Below are 18,305 nucleotides of genomic sequence, written 5' to 3'. Positions count from 1 at the left end.
CCAAATAAAAAAACTTGGAATCACTTCGATTCCAAGTTTTTTTGATTAAGCCATAAATAAGAATTTGTATAAGAAGACAGCAACGATACCAGCACAAATCGGTGCAACAACAGGTACCCATGCATAACCCCATTGTGATGAACCTTTATGTTTTAATGGTAACAATGCGTGGACTAAACGTGGTGCGAAGTCACGTGCTGGGTTCAAACCAGGTCCAGTAGGTCCGCCGAGAGAAGCAACTAACGTCCATACTAAGAAACCAAGAGCTAAGTGTGCTGTACCAAGATTGTCTTGGAAGAAAGGTGCTTTAGTAATTCCTAGTGCACCAAAGAATAAAACAAATGATCCAAAGAATTCATTAACAAAACCATTGAATTTAGAACCAACACTGTTGATTGTTGAGAAAGTACCTAATACATGGTTTACATCGTCTGTTTGATCATAATAAGGTTTGTAGCAAGCTACAACGATCAATTGTCCAATTGCGGCACCAATCAATTGAGCAGCAATATAAGGTAATACTTCAGCCCATGGGAATAAACCATTTGAGGCAAGAGCAATTGTGAACGCTGGGTTAATATGATTTCCACTGATACCACCAAAAATCATTGCTGGCATCATTACACCACAGCCATAACCTACAGCGATCAACATCCAGTCACTTCCATAACCTTTTGTTCCTTTTAAATCTACGTTTGCTACAGCACCATTCCCAAGAATGATTAATAAAGCTGTACCGATCATTTCCGCCACAAGACGGGTCATAAGTGAATAATCCATATATACCTCCAAAATTTATAAAAATGCAAAAAAAAAGAAACAACAACACAATAGGTGTAGTGCTTCGCATCCGACGTTTTTATTGGTCATAAATAAGTGCAGATAAAAAAATGATTTCTATGTATAAAAGAAATCTGACCAACTTCCAAAACAACGTATGGAACTTTCCCACAAAACACCAACCTTAATTATAAATATACCAAAAAAAAACGATTATATTTTTCAAATATTGTACTTTAGAAACAGCACAATTTGAAAATTTCAGAAAAATATTGTTAGTAAAATGAAAGCTAACAATAAGGAGTGTTTCATAGATGAAATTTTTTCAAGAATTTTTTATTATCCTCTTTTTCTCAGTTTTAGGTGAAGGAACTCGTGTATTGTTCCATTTACCAATTCCTGGAAGTATCCTAGGTATCTTATTTTTGTTCCTAGCTTTTGAGATGCGACTAGTAAAGCCTGAGCATTTAGGAGGAACAGGTGATTTTTTATTAAATAATTTAACGATTTTATTCGTCCCGGCGGGGGTAGGTTTACTTGACTATTTTGGTGATATTGCGACAATTTGGCCTATTTTATTAGGTGCGGTAGTGATCTGTTCGATCGTAACGATGGTCGTAGCAGGCAAAACGGCAGAAGTAGTAGAAAAAATGTTACAATCTGTTCAATTGAAACAAACAAGTAGCCAAAAGTTGCAGAAAATCAAAAGGAAGGAGCAACAAATTGACTGAATTTATTCGTAACCCATTATTTGGATTAAGCTTAACGTTAGGTGTCTACGTATTATCAGATAAATTTTTACGCAAGTATAAATTGCCAATTATCAATCCGTTGGTATTGTCTATTTTAGTGATCATTCTTTTTCTTCATTTTTCTGGAATCAGTTACCAGGATTATAATGTGGGTGGGAATTTTTTGACCATGATGATCACGCCAGCAACAGTTGCATTAGCTATTCCTTTATATAAAAATTTTCATTTGTTAAAAGAAAATTTTTTCCCAGTCATTGCGGCAATTTTAGCGGGGATCGTAGCTAATTGCTTAGTCAGTGTGGGTATTGGCTATTTATTTACATTAAAAAAAGCGATGGTCATTTCTCTGCTACCTAAATCAGTGACAACAGCGATATCTGTTGATCTTTCTCATACGATGGGAGGAATCAATGCGGTCACGCTTGCAATTGTTGTTTCTACTGGTATCTTTGGGTCGTTGATCGCTACTCATATCTTTCGTCTTTTTAAGATCAGCAGTCCGATTGCTAAGGGGGTTGCGTTAGGAAGTACCTCTCATGCGATTGGTACAGCAAAGGCAATCGAATTGGGTGAGATCGAAGGGATTATTTCAGGCTTAGCCATTGGCGTCAATGGCATGCTGACCGTCTTTTTATTACCATTATTATTTCAGTTTTTTACTAACCTGTTTTGATGTTGTTTCCCAGGATTTATGCTACAATGAAAAAAACGTTCTAGCATAAAGGAGTGGTAAAAGTTGTATTTGTCATCTGAATATTTAAAACGATTTGATAAAGACCTTTATTATAAAATTCTCCTGCTGGAAAGTTTCGAGGATCATCAGTGGCACACGATTGCTGAACTGGCACAAACAGTCCAATTAGATGCAAGAAGTGTCGCTAAGTACTTAAACGAATTAACAAAAAATTACCATCAGTTCAACGAGAGCTCTCAAACATTGTTTATGAAAACCCCTCGTTCTGGCTATTCCTTTTATGATACGCTTGATTCTATCGAACATGAGCGTTTTTTGATTTTTCTCGTGCAAAGTACGCTGAAATACCAGCTATTGCACGATATTTTTTTTGAAGAGTTTCATACGATCTATCAATTTGCTCAAAAACAATATATCAGCGAATCAACTGCGCGTCGAAAGATCAACGAGTGGAGAGAACAATTAAAAAATTACGGGATTTATTTACAACGTGGGACTTATGTGGTGCAAGGAGAAGAAGAAATCATCCGGCTTTACCTTCACATGACGTTTTGGCAGTTGTTTCGTGGGAAAATTTGGCCTTTTGTAACGATTTCACAATTAGATGTGAAAAAAATTGCTGAACAAATCATGGCTTTTTTCAATGTTCGCCTTAATGAGATCAAAAAAAGAAGACTAGAGTATATGTTAGGAGCTTTCTTCTTGCGTAAATCTCAGAAGCATTACGTATCGTTAAACGAACGAAAGCGACAACTGATTACTGATAATCCTATGTTTCAAAAATTTTGTCATTGGATGCAACCAGTGTTTCCTAACTATTTTCAAAATGAAGAAGAATTAGGTGCGTTATTTTTAGTTTTGATGACACGAGAAGAGTACTATACGGATAAAGACATCCGAGAAGAAATGTTTGCTTTCCATCGAAGGAGACAAACACCACCCTACCATGCACTTTATGAAGCAAAAGAAGCATTAGCTCTCTATCAAGTGGAACAAGGATTGTCAGAAGAACCCTTAACAAAAGAAGCTGAAACCTATCTTTTTAGTAGTCATTTATTTGCCTATCTTTTTCCAGAAGCTAAGGAAACCATTGATGGGAACGACAGTGACTTTATAAATCATTTGATGATCGAAAATAGTGAAATTGTCCAGTGGCTCGATTTGTTTTTTGAGACCGAGCAAAAAGTGGATCAGCTAGCATTTCAAAATACGTCTTTTTTGATGGGGCGGTATTTAACGGTTTTAAAGACAATGGGTGCATTTACGCCAAAATTACCGCAGATCACGATTCTTTTGATGACAGATTTCCCTCTGTTTGAAGAGCAGTTGTTAATAGAAGACTTACATCGTTTTTTTCGAAATGTTTATTGTTTGAAATTTTTACCAACAGATTATCGGGGACGAGAAGTTGATTTATTACTTTCAACGAGCAAAGTGCATCGTAAGCCATGGTCTGATTTAGAATACTTTATCGTGACTGGAGAGTTACAGTTAAACGATTATATCCAATTGTACCAAAAATTTGTGTTGATCCAAGACCGAAAAGACAAAGAAAGGAACGAAATAAATGACATTTGAAGAAATTTTACCAGCATTAAAAAAAGGGAATAAAGTGATTCGAAAAGGTTGGAGTGGTTTTGAATTGTATGTCGTTCTTGTTTCAGGAGAAGAATTTGACGGTTGTCCCGTTACCCCTTACTTTTTAATCAAAACAAGTGACGAAGGATTTTCCAGTTTTGCGCCTACAGTCTGTGACATTTTAGCTGAAGATTGGATCATTGTGGAATGAAAAATAGATACAGTGATCTAACAGAGAAAGTTGTTTTTGTCACTGGAGCAGCTTCAGGTATCGGACAGGCACAAGCTAAAGCCTTTTTAGAACAAGGTTCGCGGGTGTTTGGTTTTGATCAGCAATTAGGCCGAATGGACGATCTATCCCAGCAATTTTCTGAAACCTTTGCTTATTTTTTAGGTGATATCACGAATCATTCTTTGTTAAAAAAGGCGGTTGAACAGTGTCACGAAACGTTTGGAAAAGTTGCGATCTTGCTAAATACAGCAGGAATATTAGATGAGTACCAGCCATTGTTGGAAACAGATGAAGCTTTATGGGATCGAGTGTTTGCTGTTAATGTCAAGAGTATGTTTCAGTTAACGCACTTGATCCTTCCAGACATGCTTGAGGAAGAAACAGGGACAATCATCAATATGGCATCAATTGCTGGCTTTGTCGGTGGTGGGGGCGGGATTGCCTATACCAGCGCAAAGCATGCAATTGTTGGCTTTACGAAGCAATTAGCATTAGATTATGCTTCTAAAGGTATTTGTATCAAAGGAATTGCACCAGGCGCGATTCAAACACCTATAAATGCAGCTGATTTTGCAGGAAATGGTGAGATGGCAGAATGGGTGGCGAATGAAACACCTGTTAAACGGTGGGCGCAACCAGAGGAAGTTGCTGAACTAACGTTGTTTTTGGCAACCCCTCAAGCAAGCTATATCCAAGGGACGATCATTCCAATCGACGGTGGTTGGTTATTAAAATGATTTTGTCTTTTTTATTGTTTTCAGATAAGCTATGATTAGCGAATTTATTCGCACTACGGCACTTCAGTTGGAAGTCAATTCCCATCCTTTGGTCGTAGTTATTACCAAGAGTTGAGAGAGACGAGATCTTTTGTGGCATTTTTGACCACAAGGATGATCGATTGTATCCCGACCTTGTAAAGGAGAAAGAATATGGATCAAAAGAAAATTCGTTCTACTAATCGTTTTACCACAGCAGAAATTGCTCGAATGGCACTTGTAACAGGCTTATATGTGGCAGTTACATTCGTGTTGTCAGTTATCAGTTTTGGTGCCATTCAAATACGTCTTTCCGAAATGTTCAATTATTTGTCGCTCTATAATAAAAAGTATATTTTGGCTATCACGCTAGGTGTTGCTTTAGCCAATCTTTCCTCTCCATTGGGATGGATTGATGTAGTAGTTGGTAGTATCAGCACCTTACTCGTCTTATTGATTAACTATGAGATAACAAAACGAGTAAGAAACATGAAAATAAAAATGGTGATTACAGCTTTGGTCTTTGCATTTTCTATGTTTACAGTTGCTGGACAATTGAAGCTATTCTATCAATTACCCTTTTTCTTCACTTGGGGAACCGTTGCTTTGGGCGAGCTGGCTTCCATGATAGTTGGGGGAATCATCATTTATTGGATCGGTAAAAAAGTGGATCTAAAAAAATAAGCGATGAGTTAGCTAAGATTTAAAAAATAGAAGATAAAAAAGCTTACGATTGAAAGCTTTCAGATTATAGACAAACCTTATGTAAAAATGAGGTTTGTCTTTTTTATAGGTCTATTTTCAAAAACAAAAGAAAAAGTGGTCTGTTTTTCTTTAGAAAAACACTCCTTCTATAAAACAAAGAATTTAAATGAGGTTTGTTATTTTTACAGAAATTTAATTTATATTAATATTATTGTGTAGCTTTTTTGGTGTTGTAAAAAAATATTTTATCATTTATAAAATGTTATTATAATGACACAGTTTTATCATCATTCTTTTTGGATAATATAATGTATGAATTCCCATTAGGGGTTATCATTGTATTGTAAACGTTTGCAATACAATAAATGAATGGAGAAGAACAAATGAAAAAAGAAATTGGTAGGTCCTCTAAAAGTATTTATGCTTTATTTTTCGCAATTCTTTTATGTTTAGGTATATTTTCTCCCACGGCATCAATAGTAGTAGCAGCTGATGAAATTGCTGTGCCAGAAGCAACTTCAATAGAAGTGGTGAAAAATGCGAAATGGGTCGCATTAGAACAGGAACTAGCTACACCTCAATATCAAGTAGCTTCGAAGGCCAATCCTGAAAGCACGGCACAATATATACTTAACAAATATGAGGGAGCAGAAGCCTTCGCTGCTGGGTTAGGTCAACGTATACAAAATGGTGGCTGGAATGTATATTATAATACAGCTTCGGGCAAACAAACTGCTCGTACCGCTTATAATGGTATGTATGTTGCTGCTGCAGGAACCGGTAGCCTTGCTACGGCTTTAGCTAAATTTAGTACTTCTGCTGGATCAGTAGTTATTGGAGCTGCAGCTCTTTTAGCAGGTATAGCAATGGGTAAGCTTACCCTTTACTCAAAAGATTGCAGAGATAAAATTGACAACCATGGAAATACCGGTACTGCTCGGATTACACTTACTGAATCAAGATGGTCTTCTAAATATGATAACCGTTGGTAAATTGATCATTTAAACTAAAATACAATCTCTGTTAAATTTATTGATATAATAAATGAGTATAGAGATTGTATTTAGTACATGAGGAGGTGGGAGATGAAATCCCTGGGTTTTCTAAGAATTTGTCAATTTATTCTCTTAGCTCTAAGTCTTTTTTTAGCTATGAAACACCATGCATCATTCGCTTTGTTTCTATGGGCACTATCTAGTGTACTGAGTTTCACTATCCCCCAAAAATATCGATCCCTTTTTCGGTCACCTTACAAAGGATTATTCTTTCCAGTATGGATTGAAAATATTATGGAGTTAGTAATAACAATAGGTGTACTGCTATTGATGAGCTTTCTTTCATGATATAGAAATAAATACGTTGATTTGGAAATATAGTTGCCGCTTGGTAAGGGGCAACAATTATTTAGTTACTACAAAGAATGCTTAAACGTCTCTAATTTTATGTTGGAGGCGTTTTTTTCTGGCGATAGATCCTTCCAAAATTTAAAGTAGTGATCTGTTAGTTCAATGCTACTGATAGTATCCTAATGTACATGGTGTTCACGAATCAACTGTATAGCAACGTATTAAGAATTAAGAATCAGAAATTTTTACAAAATATAATTTATATCAGATTGAAGACAATCCTTATGTAAAAATAAGGTTTGTCTTCTTTTCTTTAGAAAAATACTCTTTTTTCGCTTGATATTTTTTGATTTAGCTTTTTCATATTTAGACAAGCAAAAGTAAGCCCGATTTTCATGTGCATTTTTACAATTCCTATTTGATTGGTATAACGTAACCCATGAGATTCTTTTGTGGTGCTGAATATTCGTTCAATCGTTTCTTCTCTTTTTTTATAGAGATCTTTAAACTTACTTTGTTTTGAAAGCATCAGGTACAGCTCCAATTTATCGTTCTGTTTTAACGTATAAAAAAGACAAAGCACTATAAATAAGTACTTTGTCTATAGTCTGAAAGCTTACGATTGTAAGCTTTTTTTATTTATCAACAATTCAAGGAATTTAGGTAATGCCACAATCAGTTTGAATCAGTGACGATTTTATTTTAAAAAATTTTTCGTAAAGGAATACAACGTAGTAGTTGTTTTGTCTAGTTATTTATCCATACTAAACAACTGAAGTCGAGACAAACGTTTTTTTAGAAACAGACCTACCGAAGCGGCAGCAATCGATTTGATTGCTTCAGGGATTATAAAAGGAAGAAATCCACTTAAAAATGCAGTGTGAAGAGAAAGACGACTACTGATCATTAACCATAACATGCCACAGCATAACGCAGCTGCTGAACCAACTAAGTTTGCGGATATTGTCGGAGGATAGGAAAAACCGATTTTCTCCATGATGTATCCAATTAGCCACGACTGGACGATAAAACCAATTAGATATCCACCAGTAGGGCCAAATAATACCCCGATCCCTCCAGACATCCCAGAAAAAACGGGTAATCCGATAAGACCTAATAAAAGATAGATCAAGACTGAAACAGTTCCTGTTCTTTTACCAAGGAAAGTAGCAGTTAACCCAATGGCAAAAGTCTGTCCAGTCAAGGGGATTAGACCTAGAGGGAAAGTAAATTGTGAAAGAACGGCAATGATCGCCGCAAATTCCGCAGCAAGAATGAGTTCTTTGAGTGATTTTGTCATAGCTTCTCCTTTGTAAACCAATTTATTTTTAATGGTTAACGAAATTGTATAAGAATAATTATTTTTTGTAAAGTATATTTTTTCAAATAAATGAAACATTCCTTCAAAATGTTAGTTTAGCTTTCTTTGAGGATAGGTTATATGTTCAGTTAAACATTGTTTCATTTTGAACTTTTTGGTAAGTCTCAACATATGATTCCAGGAGAGTTACACGGGCGAATCAATTCAAATAAAGAAGAGAGCTAGAAAAGAGAGAGGGAAATCTACATAAAAAAAGCCCAACTATCGAATAGATAGTGGGCTTGTAAGCCAAAGCTTTGAAAATTATAGGCTTTGGTTGTAGTATTCAACGACAAGAGCTTCGTCGATTTCTGGATATAGTTCGTCACGTTCTGGTAAACGAGTTAATGAACCTTCCAATTTTTCAGCATCGAAGCTTACGAATGCTGGACGACCAACAGTTGCTTCAACAGCTTCTTTGATTGTTGTCATGTTTTGTGATTTTTCACGAACTGAGATCACTTGACCAACTTCAACGTGGTATGAAGGGATATCAACGCGTTTGCCATCAACCATCACATGACCATGGTTAACTAATTGGCGAGCTTGACGACGAGTAGTTGCAAGACCTAGACGATAAACAACATTGTCTAAACGTTGTTCTAGTAAGATCATGAAGTTAACCCCGTGTTTACCTTCTTTGATTTTGCTAGCTTTAACGAACAAGTTACGGAATTGACGTTCGTTCATTCCGTACATGTGACGTAGTTTTTGTTTTTCAGTTAATTGCATACCGTATTCTGATTGTTTGCCACGGCTGTTTGGTCCATGTTGACCTGGAGCGTAAGGGCGACGTGCTAATTCTTTTCCTGTGCCTGATAATGAAATACCTAGACGACGAGAAATTTTCCATGATGGTCCTGTATAACGAGACATTAAAATTTCCTCCAATAAAATAAATTTAGTTTTTGGAGTAAAATAATCCGATAAAAAATTCATAATCGTGTAGTCCATTCTTCAATCTTCACCTTTGCAGCCGCGGTTACGCAATTGAACCCGAATCGGGGCAATGAACTAGGGACGAAATTATTATTTTTCCGCTGCATTATTTTACACAAAGTCCAGTATAAGGGAAACAAGGTGAAACTGTCAAGTACGTTTCTCTTTAAAAACGCTTTACAAACCTTGTTTCACTCTATAAAATAAGAGGGTATCTTTTAAAAGCATGAAAAATAAACGTACCAATCTTAAAAAGAAATAAATGAAGGATCATGCTTGTGTAAGCACAGCCTATTTTCAACCTACAGAGCCACTAAAAGGTAGTGACAGTGATTTTTCAGCTGTCACCTAAGATACGGGCTTGATTTTTCAAGGAGGACTGTCTTGGAACTTTTAGTTTTTCAAAAAAATGAAGAAAAAGCACATCCAATGGAAATGTATATGAGAAATCAGTTCTCATTTGCAGGTGTGCCCAAACCAGAACGTTGGAAATTGCAACAAACACTTTTGCGTGAAAGCAAAGTGCTTGATGTTCCAGACCTTTTTTTCCTTGTTTTCTATTATTATGAAAAAAAAGAACGGGAGTATCAGTACCTGGCGATTGATTTGATTCAACAAAACATCAAACGTTTATCATTGGATGAGTTGGTCGAATTGTCTGTATTGGTACCGGAAAAAGCATGGTGGGATACGATTGATGCTTGGCGGAAAGTTTATGCTACATGGTGTAAACTTCATATGGAACAATTAGAGACGGTTTCTCTTTTGTTTGAAAAAAAAGAAGATTTTTGGCTTCGGCGAATAGCAATTACGTTACAGTTAGGATTTAAAGAAGCTACCAATCAGCTGTTGCTGGATCGAGTGATTACTGAAGATCGCTTCTCAAAGGAATTTTTTATTCAAAAGGCGATTGGGTGGGCATTGCGCGATTACAGCAAGACAAATGTTTCTTGGGTAAAAGAACAATTGACAAAAGAATGGTCTGCTTTGACAAGAAGAGAAGCAAGCAAGTATTTATAAGAAAGTGAGTCGACTAAAAAAATGAAACGTAAATTATTTGCTTTTGATATTGATGGGACGCTACTGGACACAAATAAACAAGCATTAGACAGCACAAGAGAAGCCTTGGATAAGTTACGTAAAGCAGGACATTTGGTAACGATTGCTACTGGACGTAGTCGTTTCCATGCGCAAGAGGTTATCCGAGATCTAGCATTTACAAATTATATCTTATGTAATGGCGCTGCTGGATTTTTAGATCATGAACAAGTTTATAAAAATTTGCTTGACCGTGAACAATTAGACAATTTTGTCAAAGAAGCACAAGATAAAAATATCGATACTGCTTTTGTGAGTCTAGATAATATCAAACGTTATTCTTCCAATCATGTGGGAATGATGGAAGAGGCAATGCATTCATTTGGTGCTGTTTTACCTGAACTGGATCAGTACTTTGTGGAAGAACAAGATATCTATCAAGCTTTAGCATTTTTTGATCAGAATTACGATCATCATTTTTCTAGTTACGATAAGATTCGATTTGTTCGTTGGCATGAAAAAAGTGTGGATGTTGTTCCACATGACGGTTCAAAAGCAGCCACGATTTTACACCTAGCAGAACAAGTCGGAATTGCGCAAGAAGATATCATTAGTTTCGGTGATGGCCAAAATGACCGGGAGATGCTGCGTATGTCAGGCATTGGTGTTGCAATGGGAAATGCAGTTCCAGAGGTACAAGCAGAAGCGAAGTTGGTTACTGATACAAATGATGAAGATGGAATTTGGAAAGCATTGAAGCAACTTTCCATGATTTAAATAAACAAGTATAATCTAGGATAGTAAAAAGAACTAGTTGGAGACTGACTTCAGCTAGTTTTTTAGTAGTTTCAGATGAGGGTTACGCAGAGGATTTTTCTGCCCTTTTCTTTCTACAAAAAAACAACTATAATATAGAATGATGTTAAAAGAGAAGAGGAAAACGTGTGCGGGTTTTATTTATTGGTGATGTAGTAGGTTCAATGGGAAGAGATATGATTACAACCTATCTTCCTCGTTTAAAAAAGAAATATCAACCACAGGTCACAATCGTAAATGGAGAAAATGCAGCTTCTGGAAGAGGAATAACTGAAAAAATTTATAAAAAGTTTTTACAAGACGGTGTAGATGTTGTCACGATGGGCAATCATACTTGGGACAACCGAGATATTTTTGAATTTATCGATCAAGCAAAAAAAATCGTTCGTCCAGCAAACTTTCCTGAAGGAACGCCAGGTCAAGGAATGGTATTCGTGAAAGTCAATCAAGTAGAACTAGCTGTAATCAACATGCAAGCACGTTCTTTTATGGTCGACTTAGATGATCCGTTCCGCAAGATGGATCGCTTGATCGCCGAAGCAAAAAAAAGAACGCCAATCATTTTCGTTGATTTTCATGGAGAAACGACAAGTGAGAAACAAGCCATGGGATGGTTCTTAGATGGAAAAGTCTCAGCGGTCATTGGGACCCATACGCATGTACAAACCAATGATGCTCGGATTCTACCGCAGGGAACTGCCTATTTAACTGATGTAGGTATGACAGGTCCTTATGACGGAATTTTAGGTATGCGCCGAGAACCAGTTATCGAAAAATTTTTAACAGCTTTGCCGAAACGTTTTGAAGTCGTTGAACGAGGACGAGGTATTTTGAGTGGCTGTTTACTGGAATTTGACGATGCAACTGGTAAAGCGAAAACCATCCAATTAATCCAGATCAACGAGGACCGTCCATTTTTAGAATAGAAAGTGAGACATCTTTTGCATAAAGAGCCGAATATTCAACGAGAAGCGGATAAATTAGCTCAACTTTTAAGTGAACATGAAACGATCATCCGCTACCACGAACTAGAGCGAAAAGTACAAACTAGTTCCTATTTAGAAAAGTTAACGGAAGATATCAAATCTGCACAAAAAGAAGCAGCAAACTATGCTTATTATGGGAAAAGAATAGCAGAAAAAGAAGCGAATGGTCGGGTTGAACAATTGACGAAACAATTTGATCAACATCCGATCGTAGTAGCTTATCGGAAACAATTGCTTGAAGCAAATGATTTATTGCATCATTTGACGAAAATGCTGCAAGATGAAATCAATAATTGGATAGAGGAGGAAGACAATGCCTCAAAAAACTAAGAATACTCCAATGATGGAACAATATTTAAGCATCAAGGCCCAATACCAAGATGCTTTTTTGTTCTATCGTTTAGGTGATTTTTATGAATTATTTTATGAAGATGCCATCAATGCGTCTCAAATTTTAGAGTTAACATTAACCAGCAGGAATCGTAATGCAGACGAACCAATCCCAATGTGTGGGGTACCCCATCATGCAGCACAAGGCTATATTGATATTTTAATTGAAAAAGGCTATAAAGTGGCTATTTGTGAACAAGTAGAAGATCCTAAGACCACCAAAGGGATGGTTAAACGTGAAGTGATTCAATTAGTGACACCTGGAACAGTCATGGATAGTAAGGGACTATCTGCTAAAGACAATAATTTTTTGACAGCAATTGTTAGCCAAGGCAACGAATTTGGATTTGCCTACGCTGATTTAAGCACAGGGGAGTTAAAAACTGCTCATTTGTTTGATGAAGAAGCTGTACTGAACGAAACGACGGCTTTGCAAACAAAAGAACTTGTTTTAGGAAATGAAATTAGTGAAAAACTTGCTGAGCAATTAAAGAATCGATTAGGATTAGTTTTCTCAAAACAAGAAACAAGTGAAGAAAATGCAGAGTTTAATTTCTTAACCAGTGAGCTATCCGATCCACTTGAAAAAGAAGTGACCGGAAAATTACTTACTTATTTAGCAGTGACACAAAAAAGAAGTCTTGCGCATATCCAAAAAGCGATCGAGTATCAACCGGATCACTATTTGAAAATGGATTACTATTCTAAGTTTAACCTCGAACTAAGCCAGTCCATACGTACAGGAAAAAAACACGGCACGCTTTTATGGTTGCTAGATGAAACGAAAACAGCTATGGGCGGGCGTTTACTGAAACAATGGCTTGACCGTCCGCTGATTCAACTCAATCAAATCAAGGCACGACAAGAAATGGTAGCTTCTCTTTTGAATAGCTATTTTGAACGACTTGATCTACAAAGTGCATTGACGAAGGTTTATGATTTAGAACGCCTAGCAGGAAGAGTGGCTTTTGGAAATGTCAATGGGCGTGACTTGATTCAATTAAAGACTTCTTTAGAACAAGTACCGCTGATTCGTCAACTGATCGAAGGGATCGATCAAGGTCAGTGGACTGACTTATTGAAGGAAATGCAACCAATGGATGATCTGGTTCATTTGATTGATCAAGCAATTCAAGAAGACCCGCCCCTACAAATTACTGAGGGGAATATCATTAAAGATGGATTTAATGATCAGTTAGATACGTACCGTTCTGCGATGATTAATGGGAAGCAGTGGCTAGCAGAGTTAGAAGCAAGAGAACGTCAGCAGACTGGGATCAAAAATTTAAAAGTTGGCTTTAATCGTGTATTTGGTTATTATATCGAAATCACTAAAGCGAATCTGGCAAATGTTGAACTGGAAAAATACGAACGTAAACAAACGTTGGCCAATGCAGAGCGCTTTATCACACCAGAATTAAAAGAGTTAGAGACGCAAATTTTAGAAGCAGAAGAAAAGTCTGTTGATTTGGAATATCAGCTGTTTTTAGCAGTGAGAGAAGAAGTCAAAAAAGCGATCAAACCATTACAAATTTTAGCAAAATCAATCAGTACAGCCGATGTTCTGCAAAGTTTTGCTACGATCAGTGAGCGATACCAATATGTTCGTCCTGAGATGGTCTCGGATCGACACCAATTACTGATTCAAGAAGGTCGGCACCCAGTCGTTGAAAAAGTATTAGGACATCAAGAATATATTCCCAATAGTGTGGATATGGCTGAAGACGAAATGATTTTATTGATAACTGGACCGAATATGTCAGGGAAAAGTACGTATATGCGTCAGTTAGCATTAACTGTTTTAATGGCTCAAATGGGGTGCTTCGTCCCTGCGCAAAAAGCGATCTTACCAATTTTTGATCGGATTTTTACTCGGATTGGTGCAAGTGATGACTTGATTGCTGGACAAAGTACGTTCATGGTGGAAATGATGGAAGCTAATCAAGCGTTGCGGCATGCGACACCAAACAGCTTAATTCTTTTTGATGAATTAGGTAGAGGAACTGCGACTTATGATGGAATGGCATTAGCTCAAGCGATCATTGAATATATCCATCAACATGTACAAGCAAAAACGCTCTTTTCTACACATTACCATGAGTTAACAGTTCTAGAGGAAGAATTACCTCAATTAAAAAATGTACATGTAGGAGCTGTTGAAAAAGACGGCGAAGTAGTATTTTTGCATAAGATGATGGATGGCCCAGCTGATAAAAGCTATGGGATCCATGTAGCGAAAATTGCAGGGCTACCTTCTAATTTATTAGCAAGAGCTGCAGATATTTTGCATACATTAGAATCAGGAGAAGTGAGCCATCATTCCGTGGCTGTTCCAAGTGAGCCGCTTGAAGCAATAGCACAACCAGTAACTGATACTGCATCGATAGAACAAGAAGAAACGCAACAACTGTCCTTGTTCAGTGAATTAAGCGATGCCGAAACAGCAGTTATTTCTACATTGAAACAAATGAATCTGTTAGAAATGACACCAATGGATGCATTGAATCAACTCTATGAATTGAAAAAACAGCTGTAAATCAACGATAAATAAGAAGAGTAAGCTCACTATAAATACTATATAGGAAGAAGGCGTAGAATGATGGCGAAAATCCAAGAATTATCAGAACGCTTAGCCAATCAAATCGCAGCCGGTGAAGTTGTCGAACGTCCAGCCTCGGTAGTCAAAGAACTTGTGGAAAATGCCATAGATGCAGGAAGTAGTCAAATCGATATTTTAGTTGAAGAAGCAGGATTAAAAACGATCCAAGTGATTGATAATGGAGAAGGTATTTTGACAGAAGATGTTGAGAACGCCTTTAAACGTCATGCAACAAGTAAAATCCACAATCGTGACGACCTTTTCCGAATTCGTACGCTTGGGTTTCGAGGAGAAGCATTGCCTAGTATTGCTTCTGTTTCAGAGATGACGGTAGAAACAGCCAATCAAGAAGAAACGCAAGGAACCTATTTAGAGCTTAAGGGGGGTGCGGTAATGGAACACCGCCCAGCTCCTTTAAGACAAGGAACGAAAATCACAGTCAGCAATCTTTTCTTTAATACACCAGCACGCTTAAAATATGTCAAAACGTTGCATACTGAATTGGCGAATATCGGTGATATTGTGAATCGCTTAGCCTTAAGTCACCCGGCAATTGCTTTTCGATTAGTCCATGATGGGAATAAGATGTTAGCAACTTCAGGAAATGGCGAACTGAAACAAACGATTGCCGGAATCTATGGGTTGAATACAGCAAAGAAAATGTTGAAGATTGAAGCGAAAGATTTAGATTTTGAAATCTTCGGTTATATTTCTTTACCTGAAGTGACTCGTGCTAGTCGTAATTATCTTTCAACCATCATTAATGGACGTTTTATCAAAAATTTTTCCTTGAATAAAGCAATTGTAGCCGGCTATGGTTCAAAACTAATGGTAGGGCGATTTCCAATCGCTGTACTGGAAATCAAAATGGATCCATTGTTAGTGGATGTGAACGTCCATCCAACAAAGCAAGAAGTTCGTTTATCGAAGGAACAGGAATTAACTGAGCTAATTACTCAAGCGATTCAAAAAGCATTGGTACAGGAGAACTTAATTCCCAGTGCAGCTGACAATTTGCGATTCAAGAAAAAGGTTGCTGATCAACCAAAAGCGGAACAAATCGAAATTGATTTATCTTACGCTTTTGAAGAAGCGAAACCTAAGAAACCGCAAAGCTTGAATTTTGATCAAACAACCGGAACATTTTTTGTAGCGGAAGAAAAAAGCGAGTTTGTGCATGAATCTGTTGATAAGTCTGTGGATAATGTTGAAAACTCTCCTGTATTTTCTGAAGAAACTATTAGTTATCCAGAAAGCAAAAGAAAAACAGTGGATAACTCTGGTGATATTGTTGATAACTATGTAGAAAAACCAGTGGATAAGAGTGAAAATGAGTTATCCACTGTTGAAAACTTTTCCAACGAGCATGAAACAACAGCTGAAGAAGAAACTTCTTCAGAAACAGTTTATCGTGAGGATTTAGCGCTACATCCAGAGTTTGATTTAAGTCAAAATGGGCGCTCATTAGATCAAGCAATTCAGAAATTAGAAAATGAGCAGGTAACACAACGCTTTCCGCAATTAGAATATTTTGGACAAATGCATGGAACGTACTTGTTTGCTCAAAGTCAGGATGGCTTATACATTATTGATCAACATGCAGCGCAAGAACGAATCAAGTATGAATATTTTCGAGAAAAAATTGGCGAAGTTTCTAACGATCTACAAGAACTACTTGTGCCGTTTGTATTAGATTATCCCAATAGTGATGCTTTGAAACTGAAAGAGAAAAAACAATTGCTTGAAGAAGCAGGTATTTATCTAGAAGAATTCGGTCAAAATAGTTTTATCGTCAGAGCACATCCTACTTGGTATCCAGCTGGAGAGGAAGAAGCGATTATTCGAGAAATGATCGATATGTTATTAACAACGGGTAGTGTTAGCGTGAAGAAATTTAGAGAAGCCACAGCAATCATGATGAGCTGTAAACGTTCAATCAAGGCAAATCATTATTTGAATGAAGCTCAGGCGAGGGTTTTATTGAAGGACTTAGCCCAATGTGAAAATCCTTTTAATTGTCCTCATGGACGCCCTGTGTTGATCCATTTTACTAATTCAGATATGGAAAGAATGTTTAAACGCATCCAAGATCCACATTAATGAGTCTCATGAAAAGGAGAAGAAACAGATGGAAATTGTGTTAGCTTCGCAGTCCCCTAGAAGAAAAGAATTATTAGGGCGACTGGTTAGTGCATTTGATGTTCATCCGGCTGATATCGATGAAACACCTTTTGTTCAAGAAAAACCTAAAAATTATGTTGAGCGAATGGCAACTGAAAAGGCAAAAGTAGTCAAACATCAATACGATAATGATGTATTGGTGATTGCAAGTGACACGACAGTTGTTTTCAATGATGAGATCATCGGTAAACCAGCGGATGAACAAGAGGCAAAAGCTATCCTTCAAAAACTTAGTGGGAAAACGCATGAAGTATATACAGCCGTGGTGCTGACGAAAGGTGACCAAGAAGAAAAAATCTTAGCACAAGCTAAGGTGACCTTTTATCCTTTGACAACTAAGGATATCGAAGCCTATTTAGCAACCGGTGATTATATGGATAAAGCAGGTGCGTATGGTATTCAAAGTTTTGCAGGTGCATTTGTTAAAGAGATCCAAGGCGACTATTACAGTATTGTTGGGTTTCCAATCGGTGCAGTTTACCAAGGTTTGAAAAAATTTATGTAGCTGCAGTTGACGAAAATCAGAAATTGAGATAGGATCGTTCAAGTTTGTGTCCGCTACTTTCAGTCATATTTAGAATTGCAAAGTGTATGAGTGATTGGTATAATCAAAACGAAAGAGGAGTTGCGATCAACAACTCCTCTAGACAGCACCGCGAAAGACGGTGGCGGTTGAATTTAAATATTCGACAAAGAATAAGAATAGCCAGTCTCCCGCTAAAGTGACGGCTATTCTTTGTCGTTTTTAAGCATAGTGACGATCAAACTGACTAAAGCGATGGTGAACGTACCAAAGCCAAGTATGGTTTGAACAATCTCATATGCGGACAAAAAGCGAACTCCTTTCATAGATTTTAGTACTTATTCCCATAAGCACCACCACCTTTGTGAGAAGTTGCCACCGTCGATCCACTTTACTGTCGAGTTTATTGTAGCACATTATCGCGACGAGAAACGTGTTTTATAAAACATAAAAACGTTATTTTTATTTAGGTTTTTTTAGAGGAATTCTATCTTTACGAAAGTTGTAAATACCTGAAGGAATTGGTATAATGAAAACGAAAGAGGAGTTGCGCTAACAACTCCTCTAGACAGCACCGCGAAAGACGGTGGCGAATTAGTTTAATAGTTCAAAAAGAAATAGCTATACTCGC

At 37.0% G+C, this 18,305-nt stretch carries 17 protein-coding genes and 2 pseudogenes; 14 read left to right on the top strand and 5 right to left on the bottom strand.

All coding sequences use genetic code 11. The features are described from left to right. Window positions 1-45 precede the first annotated feature (45 nt). Window positions 46-780, bottom strand: a complete 735-nt coding sequence (locus AB3H93_RS09005) for an MIP/aquaporin family protein (RefSeq protein ID WP_010720393.1) — start codon at window positions 778-780, stop codon at window positions 46-48. A gap of 314 nt (window positions 781-1,094) precedes the next feature. On the opposite strand from AB3H93_RS09005, the gene AB3H93_RS09000 reads away from it, so the two are divergent. From AB3H93_RS09000 to AB3H93_RS08970, 7 genes are all read left to right on the top strand, one after another. Next, the gene (locus tag AB3H93_RS09000) at window positions 1,095-1,511 is read left to right on the top strand and encodes a CidA/LrgA family protein (protein ID WP_010720392.1); all 417 of its coding nucleotides are present in this window, start codon (window positions 1,095-1,097) and stop codon (window positions 1,509-1,511) included. Beyond that, window positions 1,504-2,205 carry an LrgB family protein gene (locus AB3H93_RS08995; RefSeq protein ID WP_010720391.1) on the top strand — a complete coding sequence of 234 codons (702 nt, stop codon included), beginning with the start codon at window positions 1,504-1,506 and terminating at the stop codon, window positions 2,203-2,205. Before AB3H93_RS09000 ends, AB3H93_RS08995 begins: the two co-directional genes overlap by 8 nt. 63 nt (window positions 2,206-2,268) lie before the next feature. Beyond that, on the top strand, window positions 2,269-3,804 hold the full coding sequence (locus tag AB3H93_RS08990) for a helix-turn-helix domain-containing protein (protein WP_368020461.1): 1,536 nt from the start codon (window positions 2,269-2,271) through the stop codon (window positions 3,802-3,804). Further along, window positions 3,794-4,015: a DUF2829 domain-containing protein gene (locus AB3H93_RS08985; RefSeq protein ID WP_010720389.1), complete on the top strand. Its 222-nt coding sequence runs from the start codon at window positions 3,794-3,796 to the stop codon at window positions 4,013-4,015. The genes AB3H93_RS08990 and AB3H93_RS08985 overlap by 11 nt, the downstream gene beginning before the upstream one ends. After that, complete coding sequence (locus tag AB3H93_RS08980) at window positions 4,012-4,773, top strand: 3-oxoacyl-ACP reductase (protein ID WP_368020460.1); 762 nt, start codon at window positions 4,012-4,014, stop codon at window positions 4,771-4,773. The genes AB3H93_RS08985 and AB3H93_RS08980 overlap by 4 nt, the downstream gene beginning before the upstream one ends. Before the next feature lie 192 nt (window positions 4,774-4,965). Next, entirely contained in the window at window positions 4,966-5,475 is a 510-nt protein-coding gene (locus AB3H93_RS08975; protein WP_368020459.1) for a QueT transporter family protein, read from the top strand. A 404-nt stretch (window positions 5,476-5,879) separates the two neighbouring features. Then, the gene (locus AB3H93_RS08970) at window positions 5,880-6,488 is read left to right on the top strand and encodes a hypothetical protein (protein WP_141639396.1); all 609 of its coding nucleotides are present in this window, start codon (window positions 5,880-5,882) and stop codon (window positions 6,486-6,488) included. 706 nt (window positions 6,489-7,194) lie between these two features. Here the strand turns inward: AB3H93_RS08970 and AB3H93_RS08965 are convergent. From AB3H93_RS08965 to rpsD, 3 genes and pseudogenes are all read right to left on the bottom strand, one after another. Next, window positions 7,195-7,347, bottom strand: a pseudogene (locus AB3H93_RS08965) (transposase); the annotation flags it as partial. A gap of 246 nt (window positions 7,348-7,593) precedes the next feature. Further along, window positions 7,594-8,142 carry a biotin transporter BioY gene (locus AB3H93_RS08960; protein ID WP_368020458.1) on the bottom strand — a complete coding sequence of 183 codons (549 nt, stop codon included), beginning with the start codon at window positions 8,140-8,142 and terminating at the stop codon, window positions 7,594-7,596. 324 nt (window positions 8,143-8,466) lie between these two features. Then, window positions 8,467-9,078, bottom strand: a complete 612-nt coding sequence (rpsD, locus tag AB3H93_RS08955; RefSeq protein WP_010720384.1) for a 30S ribosomal protein S4 — start codon at window positions 9,076-9,078, stop codon at window positions 8,467-8,469. 447 nt (window positions 9,079-9,525) lie between these two features. Here rpsD and AB3H93_RS08950 point away from each other — a divergent pair, with 447 nt between their 5' ends. From AB3H93_RS08950 to AB3H93_RS08920, 7 genes are all read left to right on the top strand, one after another. After that, window positions 9,526-10,161 (top strand): DNA alkylation repair protein, encoded by a 636-nt coding sequence (locus AB3H93_RS08950; RefSeq protein WP_063626422.1) that lies wholly within the window; start codon window positions 9,526-9,528, stop codon window positions 10,159-10,161. A 21-nt stretch (window positions 10,162-10,182) separates the two neighbouring features. After that, window positions 10,183-10,956, top strand: a complete 774-nt coding sequence (locus AB3H93_RS08945; RefSeq protein ID WP_010720382.1) for a Cof-type HAD-IIB family hydrolase — start codon at window positions 10,183-10,185, stop codon at window positions 10,954-10,956. Window positions 10,957-11,123: 167 nt separating this feature from the next. Next, window positions 11,124-11,921: a TIGR00282 family metallophosphoesterase gene (locus AB3H93_RS08940; protein WP_010720381.1), complete on the top strand. Its 798-nt coding sequence runs from the start codon at window positions 11,124-11,126 to the stop codon at window positions 11,919-11,921. Window positions 11,922-11,936: 15 nt separating this feature from the next. Further along, window positions 11,937-12,311, top strand: a complete 375-nt coding sequence (locus tag AB3H93_RS08935; protein ID WP_010736830.1) for a YlbF family regulator — start codon at window positions 11,937-11,939, stop codon at window positions 12,309-12,311. Next, entirely contained in the window at window positions 12,295-14,907 is a 2,613-nt protein-coding gene (gene mutS, locus AB3H93_RS08930) for a DNA mismatch repair protein MutS (RefSeq protein WP_368020457.1), read from the top strand. Before AB3H93_RS08935 ends, mutS begins: the two co-directional genes overlap by 17 nt. 63 nt (window positions 14,908-14,970) lie before the next feature. After that, window positions 14,971-17,070, top strand: coding sequence for a DNA mismatch repair endonuclease MutL (gene mutL / locus AB3H93_RS08925; protein WP_368020497.1), 2,100 nt, complete (start codon window positions 14,971-14,973; stop codon window positions 17,068-17,070). A gap of 28 nt (window positions 17,071-17,098) precedes the next feature. Beyond that, window positions 17,099-17,656: a nucleoside triphosphate pyrophosphatase gene (locus tag AB3H93_RS08920; RefSeq protein ID WP_368020456.1), complete on the top strand. Its 558-nt coding sequence runs from the start codon at window positions 17,099-17,101 to the stop codon at window positions 17,654-17,656. Window positions 17,657-17,880: 224 nt separating this feature from the next. On the opposite strand, the pseudogene AB3H93_RS08915 reads toward AB3H93_RS08920, so the two are convergent. Then, window positions 17,881-18,022, bottom strand: a pseudogene (locus tag AB3H93_RS08915) (putative holin-like toxin). Window positions 18,023-18,305 lie beyond the last annotated feature (283 nt).

It is taken from the genome of Enterococcus sp. C74 (assembly GCF_040887125.1).
Classification (GTDB): Bacteria; Bacillota; Bacilli; order Lactobacillales; family Enterococcaceae; genus Enterococcus_B; species Enterococcus_B hirae.
Note: the sequence above shows the minus strand (reverse complement) of the source record. Positions and strands in the feature narration are given on the sequence as shown.